Here is a 10,895-nt window from a genome sequence, read left to right as displayed (position 1 = left end):
CGTGCTGAGCCGTCAGACGGGCCCGTTCAGTGCCAAAAAGACAGGGCAAAAAAAAAGCGGCCCGTCCGGCCGCCTTCATCGGATGACAGTCACAGCGGCCAGGTGACGATATGGTCTTCCCAGTCGCCGGCATGGCGCTCATGAATGGCCTTGCCCCGCACCGAGGCGCCGGCGGCATGCATGGCACTGCGGCTGCCGGTGATAAGCGGGTGCCAGTCGGGCAAGGGCTGCCCCTCCGCCAGGCGACGATAGGCACAGCTGGCCGGCAGCCAGTGAAATTCGTCGATGAGATCAGGGGTCAGCCGGGTACAATCCGGCACCTTCTTGAAGCGGTTGGGGTAGTCCTTACATTGGCAGGTCCGCAGATCCAGCAGATCGCAGGCGATGTTGGTGAAGTGCAGCTCCTCTGTCTCATCGTCGATGAGCTTGTTCAGGCAGCACTTGCCACAGCCATCACACAGGGACTCCCACTGGGCCTGACTCATCTGCGTCAGCGTTAGTTGCTGCCAAAAAGGCATCTCCTCAGTTTGCATAGCATGCCTCTTTCCTAGGGGGCCACGATGGCATCGGCCAGGGTGCTGACCGCCAGGGCGAAATAGTGCGAACGGTTCCAGTGCATCAGGGCCCGGTAGTTGTCGTAGACCAGGTAGCTGCGACCGGCCCCATCATCGGGCTGGATCAGGCTGGCCAGCATGCTCCCCTTGGGCAAGGGGCCGCCCCAGGCGTTGCGCACCCCCAGGGCCTGCCATTGGGCCAGGCTGCGTTGTTGCTCCAGCCCCATCAGCTTGGCGTCCAGGGCCTTGGGCCGCGTCACGGCCCGTCCCCAGGTCTGATTGGCCTGCCAGCCTACCTGATGCAGATAGTTGGCCGCCGAAGCAAACACATCCGCCTGGGAGTGCCACAGATCCTTGCGGCCATCCCCATCGCCATCCTGGGCATAGCGCAAAAAGGAGGTGGGCATGAACTGCACCTGCCCCATGGCACCCGCCCAGGAGCCGATCATCTGATCCGCCGGGATATGTCCCTCGTCGATGATCTGCAGGGCGGCGAACAGCTGTTGCTTGAAGAAGGCTTCACGACGCCCCTCGTAAGCCAGGGTGGTCAGGGACGAGATGAGCGGAAATCCGCCGGTGAGCTTGCCGAAGTTGGTCTCGATACCCCACAGGGCAACGATGAAGCGCGGTGCCACGCCATACTCGGCACCGATGCGGGTAAGCAACACCCTATGTTTCTGGTATTGCTGCTTGGCCTGCTTGATCTTCCAGGCCGGTACGGCCTTGGGCAGGTACTCGTCCAGGGTGAGCTTGTGCTCCGGCTGACTGCGGTCATGCTTGACCGCCCGCGCGATGAAGTGCACATCGGCAAAGGCCGTCGCCAGGGTCTGGGGGCGGATGCCTTGCGCCAAGGCTTCCTGGCGCAGGGCCTGCACGTACTGCTGGAAGCTCAGGGGCGATTGGGCCTGTACCGATAGACAAGCGGCCATCCCCAGCCACCCGAGCAACCAAGGCTTCACTTGGTGTGAGGTTCCAGATTAAGGGTCCGTCTGTGCTGCACCAGCAGGCTCTCCGCCGGCGGTGGCAACTGCAGGAAGAAGCCCTGCTTGGCTAAGGCATCCGCCAACGCTTGAGGGTCCACCCCAGGCAGCTTGGCATGCTTTGCCAGTGGCAAGAGCATGACGAATTGGGGCGAGCCAAACAGCGTCATCAGCTCGGCTGGCACCCGGGAGAAATCATCCCGTCGCTCGACGTACAGATAGGTCTGTTCTTTCTTGCGACTTTTATACACGGCACAGATCATGAATCGAGGTAAAATATGCGGGGTTTGTTGCCACGAAAGTGGGCTGACTATAACATGTGAGGCCAATAAGAATAAGGGTTTTCCTCGTCAACGGAGTGCGGTAAATGGCCGATCGCGGCAACGAGCTCAAAGGTAGTAGTTTCACCCTGTCTGTTTTGCATCTGGTGGATATCGATCTCGGTCAAATCAAAGAATTGCTGGAAAGCAAGATCGCCCAGGCCCCCCGTTTTTTCAATTGTGCTCCCCTCGTCGTCAACGTAGAACAGCTGGAAATCGTGCCGGATTTCGAGCAGCTGCGTGCCCTGATCGAGGGACAGGACATGGTGCTGGTGGGCATTACCGGCGCCAAGGACGAGGCCATGAAGGTTGCCGCCAAGGCCGCCGGGCTGGCGGTGATGACCTCGGGTCGTCCCGTCGAGTCGCAGCCTGAGCCCAAAGCCCCTGTGGTGGAACAGCGCAGCGAGTCACAGGCCCTGGTGCCCACCCGTTTTCATCACGGCAATGTGCGCTCCGGGCAGCAGATCTATGCCCAGGGCAGTGCACTGGTGATCCTGGGTTCCGTCAGTAACGGTGCCGAGGTTATCGCCGATGATAGTATCCACATTTACGGCGTATTGCGTGGCCGTGCCCTGGCGGGTGCCCGTGGCAACGGTCAGGCTCGCATCATTTGTCAGGGGCTGGAGGCGGAGCTGGTCTCCATCGCCGGCACCTATCAGGTACGAGATGCCCTGCCCGATGCCAGCCTGGATCAGGAAACCCAGATCCGACTGGAGCAGGACAAACTCATTTTTGAAAGACTGCAGTCTTAACGATTACAAGGAAAGCAGCAATGGCTCGAATTATCGTCGTGACCTCCGGTAAAGGCGGCGTCGGCAAGACCACCAGCAGCGCGGCCATTTCGACCGGGCTGGCCCAGCGTGGCAACAAAACGGTGGTGATCGACTTCGACATCGGTCTGCGTAACCTCGACCTCATCATGGGATGTGAGCGTCGGGTGGTGTATGACTTCGTCAACGTCATCAATGGCGAAGCCAACCTCAACCAGGCCCTGATCAAGGACAAGCGGGTGGAAAACCTCTTCATCCTGCCGGCGTCGCAGACTCGGGATAAGGATGCCCTGACCCGCGAGGGGGTGGACGTGGTGATTGGCAAGCTCAAGGAGATGGGCTTTGACTACATCGTCTGTGACTCCCCGGCCGGCATCGAAACCGGCGCCCTGATGGCACTGTATTTTGCCGATGAAGCCATCGTCACCACCAACCCGGAGGTCTCCTCGGTGCGCGATTCCGATCGCATCCTGGGGATCCTGGCCTCCAAGTCGCGGCGAGCCGAGCTGGGTCTGGAGCCCATCAAGGAGCACCTGCTGCTGACCCGCTACGCCCCCACCCGCGTCAACCGTGGTGACATGCTGAGCGTACAGGATGTGCAGGAGATCCTGGCCATCCCGCTGCTGGGGGTGATCCCCGAGTCTCAGGCGGTGCTGCGGGCCTCCAACTCCGGCGAGCCTGTCATTCTGGACGCCGAGTCCGATGCCGGCCAGGCCTACGACGATGCGGTGGCGCGGCTGCTGGGTGAGAAGCGGGACTTCCGCTTCTTGGAGGAAGAGAAGAAAGGCTTCTTTACGCGACTGTTCGGGAGTTAAGCATGTCACTGTTAGATTTTTTTCTTAAACCGCGTAAGGAGCAGACTGCCAAGTTCGCCAAGGAGCGCCTGCAGATCATAGTCGCTCACGAGCGCAGCACCCGGGGCGGCCCGGACTACCTGCCGCAACTCAAGCAGGATCTGCTGGATGTGATCCGCAAATACGTGGCCATCGATCCCGAGCAGGTAACGGTCCAGTTGGACAAGAAAGGCGATGAGCTCTCCGTGCTGGAGCTCAACATCATGCTCTCGGACGACAAGGACAAGGAAAAAGAGAAAGACAAGGATGCGCCCGCCGCCTGACGGTGCGCCGTGAAAAAACGCAGCCAGCTGGCTGCGTTTTTTTATCGCGTATTCCAGTGGCTTGAGGTTACTCCGCCAGTGAGCCCAGCAATTGCTGACGCCAGCCCCGCAGGATCCGCGGGGTGCTTTGTGCCCGTTCGTCGTCATTGAGCAACCACAACCAGGTCAGGTACTGGTGGATGATCTTCTTGGAGGCGATGAATTCCGCTGGCAACTGCTGCGCCAGGGCCACCTGCTCCACCTTGGCCTTGATGCGCTTGAGCTCGCGCTTGTAGTGGGGATGATCCACCAGTCGTTGCAGGCGGGCCGGCCAGCTGGCGGGATCGCTCTGTACCGCTTCTTGCACCAGACGCAGCAGAGTGCGGCCATGGGTGCGGATCTCCGACGGCAGCAGCCCCAAGCCCTCCAGCTGACGCAGCTGAGTCGGCAGCTGTTGCGCCACGGCGAACAGATGCGTCTCCTTGACCACGAAGTTCAGCGCCAGGTCCCGGCGGCGCGCCTCTTCCTCACGCCAGGTCGCCAATCGCTGCAGCACCGCCAGCTGCTTGCTGCCAAGCAGCCAGGCATTACCCACCTCCCGGTAGGCCTGGGCCGGATCGCCCCGCTCTTGTTTGCGAGCCATCAGTTCCTGGCACTCTTCCTCAAACCAGGCCAGGCGACCCAATGCGTTGACCTGGCTCATCAACTGTTCGTACAAGGGCTGCAGATAATGCACGTCCGCCGCCGCGTACATCAGCTGTTCCGGGGTCAAGGGGCGCGCCAGCCAGTCGGTGCGGGCCTGCTCCTTGGCCAGGGTCACCTGCAGCAATGCCTGAGTCATGGCGTTGAAGCCGACCGACATGCCGTGCCCGGTAAAGGCGGCCGCCAGTTGGGCATCATGCAGCTTGGAGGGCAAAGCGCCGGCCTGGTGCAGTATGACCTCCAGATCCTCGCTGGCGGCATAGAGCACCACAGGCTGCGGGGCGCTAAGCAGACGCTGCCACAGGGGGCTCATGTCCCCCACGCCCAGGGGATCCACAAGCGCCAGCTGCTGGCCATCAAACACTTGAAACAGCCCCAGCTTGGGATAGAAGCTGCGGGTACGGACGAACTCGGTATCGACAAACAGGGGGCCATCAACCAGCTGGCTGCAATAGGCCTGGAGGGCCTCGGTGGAGGAGATAATCTGGTAATCCATGACAAGCGTGCTCTTGGTCAGGTGAGATAAGGAAAAGGGAGGCATCACCCTCCCCCTGACATCTGGTTATTCGGCGGACTCCGCCTGTATGTGCTGCAGCGCCTCGTCCCGCAGGACCCGGCGCAGAATCTTGCCCACATTGCTCTTGGGTAGCTCAGTGCGGAATTCTATCAGCTTGGGCACCTTGTACGCAGTCAAATGTTTACGGCAATGGGCCCGCAAGGCCGCCTCATTCAAGGTGCCCTCCTTGCGAACCACGAAGATCTTGACCTGCTCGCCGGTCAGATCCGACGGGATACCTATGGCCGCCACCTCCAGCACCTGAGGATGCATGGCCACCACGTCTTCGATCTCGTTGGGATATACGTTGAAACCGGACACCAAAATCATGTCCTTCTTGCGATCCACGATGCGTAGCATGCCAGCCTGCCACATCACGATATCACCTGTCTTCAGCCAGCCATCGGCCGTCAGCACCTCCGAGGTGGCCTCCGGTCGTTGCCAATAGCCCTGCATCACCTGAGGACCTCGTACCTGCAACTCGCCCGCTTGTTCTTCTCCCGTGACCTCTTCACCGGCATCATCCACCAGACGAACCTCGGTGGAAGCCACGGGCAAACCTATGCCCCCGGTGTGTTTGAGCAGATCATAGGGATTGCTACAAACCAGGGGCGAGCACTCGGTCAGCCCATAGCCTTCGATCAGCCGGGTCTTGGTGAGGGATTCCCAGCGCTCGGCCACCGCATGCTGCACCGACATGCCACCGCCGACCACCAGCCGCAGCTCACTGAAATCCAGCTCGCGGAAGTCTTCGTTGTTCAGGAGTGCATTGAACAGGGTATTGACCCCGGTGATACAACTGGGCCGGTACTTGCGCAACTCCTTCACCAGCCCGGGAATGTCTCTGGGGTTGGTGATCAGCAGGTTGGCCGCCCCCAGGCGCATGAAGGCCAGGCAGTTCACCGTCAGGGCAAAGATGTGATAGAGCGGCAAGGCGGTGACCACCAGCTCCTGGCCATCCCGCAAGGCGGGCAGGTAAAAGGTAACGCTCTGCTCCACATTGGCCTGCACGTTGCGGTGAGTCAACATGGCGCCTTTAGGCAGCCCGGTCGTGCCGCCCGTGTATTGCAAGAAGGCCAGATCGTCGTTGTGGATCCTGGGTTTGACATACTGCATCCGCCGCCCCTGTGCCAGGGCGCGGCGCAGGGAGATGGCGCCAGGCAGATCGTACTTGGGGATCAGCTTCTTGATGTACTTGACCACAAAGTTGACCAGGGTGCCGCGCGCCAAGCCCAGCTGATCCCCCATGCGGGTGAGGATGACGTGTTTGACATCCGTGTTGTAGACCACCTTCTCCAGGGTATTGGCAAAGTTGGAGACGATGACGATGGCCGTGGCCCCGGAATCCTTGAGCTGATGTTCCAGCTCCCGTGGAGTGTATAGCGGGTTGACATTGACCACCACGAGTCCGGCCCGCAAGGCGCCAAACAGAGCGATGGGATACTGCAGCAGGTTGGGCATCATCAGGGCGATCCGCTCCCCCTTGCGCAGCTTGAGCCCCTGTTGCAGATAGGCGGCAAAGGCACGGCTTTGCTCCTCCAGCCCCCGATAGGTCAGCACCTCACCCATGTTGATAAACGCAGGCTGATCCTGATAACGACGGACGGTTTCTTCAAACAGCCCGACCAGCGATGGGTGGGCATCGGGATTAATCTCGGCAGGTACCCCGGCGGGATACCGCTGCAGCCAGATCTTGTCCACGATTGTCTCCTCTTATCCTCAAGGCCAGCTCGGTTCTGGCAGACTGCGGGGGAAGGATTCTACCTTTTGTGCCATTTAATGCGATGATTTAACGTCTTTTTTGTGTATAGACAGCGTGAACGTCTAACCCTTGTCCTGTGGCGGATTGGCCATGCGACCCTGAAAATGCGCCTCCAGCGCCAGGCGAGTTTGCGCCTGGATCTGCGCAAGCTCCTGACACAGGGCGGCGAGTTTGTCCCGCTCCCCCTGTCGGGATAACTGCTCAAGCTGGCTGCTGACCTGATGCAACGCCTTGGCGCCCATGGCCCCGGCACTGCTCTTAATAGCATGGGCCAGCTTGGTAAATTGCTGCCAATCTCGATTGACCAGACAAGCCTCCAGGGCCGTCAGATTATTCTTGGACTCGGCCAAGAAGAGATCCAGCACCTTGAGTAAGACGGCTTCACTGGTGTCATTGGCCAGCTGTGCCAAGACCTGCTCATCTATGATGGGCAGGCTCTTCTCCGACGCAGCCGGCACAGGCTCACCCACTGGGCTGCCACCCTGCTGCTGCAGCCAGCGCGCCAGCATGGCATGCAGCTGTTCGCGGTGTAGCGGCTTGGTGAGGTAATCATTCATGCCAGCGGCCAGACAGGCCGCCTTGTCTTCGGCAAACGCATGGGCCGTCATGGCGATGATAGGCACGGCGGAGGGGGGGCCCATGATGGCGCGGATCCGCCGCGTGGCTTCCAGACCATCCATGCCGGGCATGGACACATCCATCAGCACCAGATCGAAGGGCTGAGCCGTGACGGCGGCGATGGCATCCTGACCGTTGTCCACCACAGTGATCTGGCACCCCACCTTGGACAGCAGGGCCGACGCCACCATCTGGTTGGTGGGACTGTCTTCCACCAGGAGTATTTTTCCTTCCAGCTGGGCCGCTACGGCGCTGTGGGCGACGGTGGCTGGCAGGGAGAGGCGCTGATACGGCAAGGTGAACCAAAAGGTGCTGCCTTCGCCGTAGCGAGACTGACAACCGATGGAGCCCTCCATCATCTGCACCAGACGGGCGGCGATGGCCAGTCCCAGCCCGCTCCCGCCAAAACGGCGGTTGAGGGCGGGATCCATCTGATGGAACTCCTCGAACAACTTGCCCTGCTCCTCGTCCCGGATGCCGATACCGCTGTCGATGATCTGAAACATCAGATCCCGGCCGGCCGGATTGGGCTCCGTCATCCGCACCGCCATGTGCACCCGACCCCGCTCGGTGAACTTGACCGCATTGGAGAGCAGATTCTGCAACACCTGGCGCAAGCGGGTTTGGTCACAACTGAGCATCCGCGGCACGTCTGGCGCTATGCTCAGGCCAAACTGCAATCCCTTCTGGGTGGCCTGCTGCTCGAACAGGTTGCATACCCCCTCCAGCAGACTGCGCAACTCCACGTTGCTGTACTGGATCTCCATCTTGCCGGCTTCAATCTTGGAGAAATCCAGCACATCGTTGACCAGCTGGAACAAGGAGACGCCGCCCTGGCAGATGCCCTCCACCAGTTCCCGTTGCCGCGAGGTCAATTCGCTTTCCAATAACAGCTCGGACAAGTTGATCACCGCATTGAGTGGGGTACGGATCTCATGACTCATGGTGGCCAAAAAATTGCTCTTGGCACGGTTGGCGGCCTGAGCCGCATCTCGGGCCCGGGCCATCTCCTGCTGGGTCGCCTGCAGGCTGGCAAACTGCCGGCAGGCCTTCAACGCATGGCCAAGCTTGTAGACCAGCGGCGCTATCTCCAGCTGCAGGGCCTCGGGTATCGGGGTACTGCGCCCCAGCAGCAAGGCACCACTTTTTTGATCGCACAGGTGCCAGGCGTAGTAATACAAGCCTGACGCCGGTGTCTCCAATAAGGCGGGTAGGGTCATCTGGGGCAGTTGACGGGCATAGCGTGCCAGTATGTCATTGAGTTGCTGGTTACGCTGGGCCGCGCGAGGCAAGATAAACACGGGGCCGGCCTCTCCCCCTTCCTCTTCCTCGCCACATAACAACATGGCCGCGGTGGCACAGCCGAGTCCTCTTAGAAAGATCGGGATGGCATGGTTGAGCATGGCGTCCATCTCGAGGCTCTCGCCGATGGACATGGCGATCTCGTGTAATACCTCTTGTTCGATCAGGCCTGGCTGGATCACGATTTAATCAACCCCACCACGGATGTCTTGTTGAAAAACTCCAGGTAGTCTCGCCCGCTGTTGGCGATCTCCCCCAGGGTCAAGGCCCCAATCATGGGAGTGCCAGGCAAGCTGACCGCTTGCAGTTCCCGATGGAATTCCGCACCGAGGAACAAGGAGCGGGAGACACAGTTAACAAACAACATGATCTCGGCATCCGCCTGCCCCAACTCCCTGACGGCCATGTCCCGGGCATGGCGAGCGGCCTGAATAATGGTGTTGGTCCCACCGTGCATCACATGTACATAGGCGCCTTTGCGTACCTCACCGACACACAAGAGCGCATCGCCTTGCAGACGCACCGGATCACGGATCACCAGCTCGGACCCCAGCTTGGCAATCCCCAGGGGGTATGCCTTGGCGATCTCGAAAAAGTTCTCTTCGCTGATGCGCACCCCGGCATGCTGCTCCACCACCTCCTGATAGACGGTCCAGGCCGGCATCCAATCCAGCCCCTGCAGCAGTCCCTCCTGCGATGCCGTCACCTTGAAGGCGCCGGAGATAGACTCCCAGCCGTGGGCAACGCCAATACCGCTGGCCGCCTGACATAACACCAGCACGGCCGCATCCTGCAAGACGCCCTGCGGAGTGATGACGCAAGGGCCAGACTCCATCGACAAGGAACCACAGCCGCCGCCGATATAGTTCAACTCGAGGCCATAGTGGTTGAACAGTTCCTGGATCAGCGGGTGAATACGATGACCAAAACCATCGATGAAGGTGAGCAGCATGGCCCTTTGTTCACCGGCCAGCCGGGGCAGCGGCGGCAGATAGCGGCTGATATCCTCATCCTGCAGACGCTGCTGCGGCAATACCGCCAGTTGCAATGGACAACACAGCCCCAGCAAGATCACCCCGGTGCTGTATTGCACCTCCTCATACAACACATAGGGAAAAATGCCGCCAAAGATGGGAATGGGGCTGTGTTGTAACAGGGCATCGAGTTGCGCCAGGTCGTAGTGATTGCCTTCGGCGGTCAGCATCAGTATGCCACGCAGGCCCGGCTCAACACTCATCTGCCCCAGCGCCTGGGCGACACACTCCAGATCGGTTCTGGGAGAAAAAAATAGCTTCATAGGTAATGTCAGGATCCGCCGAACTCGGGCTGTCCCCAATTATGTCCAGTCCGCGGTGAAAATACCAAATCAGCCTGTGGCAATGCTTTGTTAATCACGGAAATTTTGCCATTGACCACCACCATGGGCACCAAATGGCACGAAACACGGCCGGCTATGACTCGAAAGACGCGCTTTTCGATTTATTACCTGGCGCTGCCAAATGCAAATTCAACCCCCCTTTTGCAAATTGCAGTGTGCATGCCAGCTGCATTTTTAATCAATACTCAATAAAAACAATTGTTTAAAAATTGGCCCGTTTTATGCCATCCCAGGAGTACGCCCATTACGGAGTCTCATCATGCTACCCGTCCCAGTGATTCCAGAAGCCAGCCCCCCGGCCATCATCGCATTACCTCTGGCGCTCATTCGTTTCTGCTACCGCAGTGTGCGGCGCGGCATTCGACGCTGGTGGCATTTGCCGCGCTTCGAACGCCATCTGGTGGCCAAGGCAGAAGGATTGAGCCTGGCCAATGAAATCCCAAGGGTGCAGGGCAACCCACTGATCCAACTGGGTCGGCAATGCCGCTTGGGCGGGCAGGTGCAGATCTTGTCCTCGAACCGAACCACCACGCCCCCCGGGCTCCTGAGTCTGGGTCACCAGGTACATATCGGACATCACACCACCTTGGTGATTGGGCAACGGATCTGCCTGGGCAATGGTGTGCGCATTGCCGCAGGCAGCCGCCTCCTGGGGCAAGATGACGACCGGGGTGACATCTTGCTCGAAGACGGCGTCACCATAGGCACGGGTTGTACCCTGCTAGGCAGTGTGCATATCGGGCAAGGCACTCTGGTGGCCCCCGGTAGTCTGGTAACCTCCGATCTCCCCGCTGGCGTCTACGCCGCGGGACGACCGGCGCGCGCCTTGTGTTTATTGGCCAACCCGCAGGAGTAGT

General features: G+C 60.0%; 11 protein-coding genes. 4 read left to right on the top strand and 7 right to left on the bottom strand.

Annotated features, from left to right (window positions below):
* Nucleotides 1–89: 89 nt before the first annotated feature.
* The 3 genes from ABD847_RS00930 to ABD847_RS00920 are packed head-to-tail and all read right to left on the bottom strand — an operon-like array spanning nucleotide 90 to nucleotide 1,797.
* Nucleotides 90–533 carry a YcgN family cysteine cluster protein gene (locus tag ABD847_RS00930; RefSeq protein WP_345009131.1) on the bottom strand — a complete coding sequence of 148 codons (444 nt, stop codon included), beginning with the start codon at nucleotides 531–533 and terminating at the stop codon, nucleotides 90–92.
* 14 nt (nucleotides 534–547) lie between these two features.
* Entirely contained in the window at nucleotides 548–1,483 is a 936-nt protein-coding gene (locus ABD847_RS00925) for a lytic murein transglycosylase (protein WP_345009129.1), read from the bottom strand.
* A 26-nt stretch (nucleotides 1,484–1,509) separates the two neighbouring features.
* Entirely contained in the window at nucleotides 1,510–1,797 is a 288-nt protein-coding gene (locus ABD847_RS00920) for a YcgL domain-containing protein (RefSeq protein WP_345009127.1), read from the bottom strand.
* Nucleotides 1,798–1,901: 104 nt separating this feature from the next.
* Here ABD847_RS00920 and minC point away from each other — a divergent pair, with 104 nt between their 5' ends.
* The 3 genes from minC to minE are packed head-to-tail and all read left to right on the top strand — an operon-like array spanning nucleotide 1,902 to nucleotide 3,741.
* The gene (gene minC / locus ABD847_RS00915; RefSeq protein ID WP_345009126.1) at nucleotides 1,902–2,606 is read left to right on the top strand and encodes a septum site-determining protein MinC; all 705 of its coding nucleotides are present in this window, start codon (nucleotides 1,902–1,904) and stop codon (nucleotides 2,604–2,606) included.
* 20 nt (nucleotides 2,607–2,626) lie between these two features.
* Complete coding sequence (gene minD, locus ABD847_RS00910; protein WP_345009124.1) at nucleotides 2,627–3,439, top strand: septum site-determining protein MinD; 813 nt, start codon at nucleotides 2,627–2,629, stop codon at nucleotides 3,437–3,439.
* A 2-nt stretch (nucleotides 3,440–3,441) separates the two neighbouring features.
* Nucleotides 3,442–3,741: a cell division topological specificity factor MinE gene (gene minE, locus ABD847_RS00905; protein ID WP_345009123.1), complete on the top strand. Its 300-nt coding sequence runs from the start codon at nucleotides 3,442–3,444 to the stop codon at nucleotides 3,739–3,741.
* A 67-nt stretch (nucleotides 3,742–3,808) separates the two neighbouring features.
* Here minE and rnd read toward each other — a convergent pair whose 3' ends face one another.
* The 4 genes from rnd to ABD847_RS00885 all read right to left on the bottom strand — a co-directional run bounded on the left by rnd (nucleotide 3,809) and on the right by ABD847_RS00885 (nucleotide 9,957).
* A complete protein-coding gene (rnd, locus tag ABD847_RS00900; RefSeq protein ID WP_345009121.1) occupies nucleotides 3,809–4,918 on the bottom strand; it encodes a ribonuclease D in 1,110 nt (369 codons plus the stop codon).
* A 66-nt stretch (nucleotides 4,919–4,984) separates the two neighbouring features.
* Complete coding sequence (gene fadD / locus ABD847_RS00895; protein ID WP_345009119.1) at nucleotides 4,985–6,679, bottom strand: long-chain-fatty-acid--CoA ligase FadD; 1,695 nt, start codon at nucleotides 6,677–6,679, stop codon at nucleotides 4,985–4,987.
* A 123-nt stretch (nucleotides 6,680–6,802) separates the two neighbouring features.
* The gene (locus ABD847_RS00890; protein ID WP_345009117.1) at nucleotides 6,803–8,842 is read right to left on the bottom strand and encodes a response regulator; all 2,040 of its coding nucleotides are present in this window, start codon (nucleotides 8,840–8,842) and stop codon (nucleotides 6,803–6,805) included.
* A complete protein-coding gene (locus ABD847_RS00885) occupies nucleotides 8,839–9,957 on the bottom strand; it encodes an FIST signal transduction protein (RefSeq protein WP_345009116.1) in 1,119 nt (372 codons plus the stop codon). The genes ABD847_RS00890 and ABD847_RS00885 overlap by 4 nt, the downstream gene beginning before the upstream one ends.
* A 340-nt stretch (nucleotides 9,958–10,297) precedes the next feature.
* Between ABD847_RS00885 and ABD847_RS00880 the strand changes: the two genes are divergently transcribed.
* On the top strand, nucleotides 10,298–10,894 hold the full coding sequence (locus ABD847_RS00880; RefSeq protein WP_345009115.1) for an acyltransferase: 597 nt from the start codon (nucleotides 10,298–10,300) through the stop codon (nucleotides 10,892–10,894).
* The last annotated feature ends 1 nt before the right edge of the window (nucleotide 10,895 follow it).

This window comes from Pseudaeromonas paramecii (genome assembly GCF_039540575.1).
Taxonomy (GTDB): domain Bacteria; phylum Pseudomonadota; class Gammaproteobacteria; order Enterobacterales; family Aeromonadaceae; genus Pseudaeromonas; species Pseudaeromonas paramecii.
The sequence above is the reverse complement of the archived record's forward strand: the minus strand, read 5'-3'. Positions and strand labels throughout refer to the sequence as shown.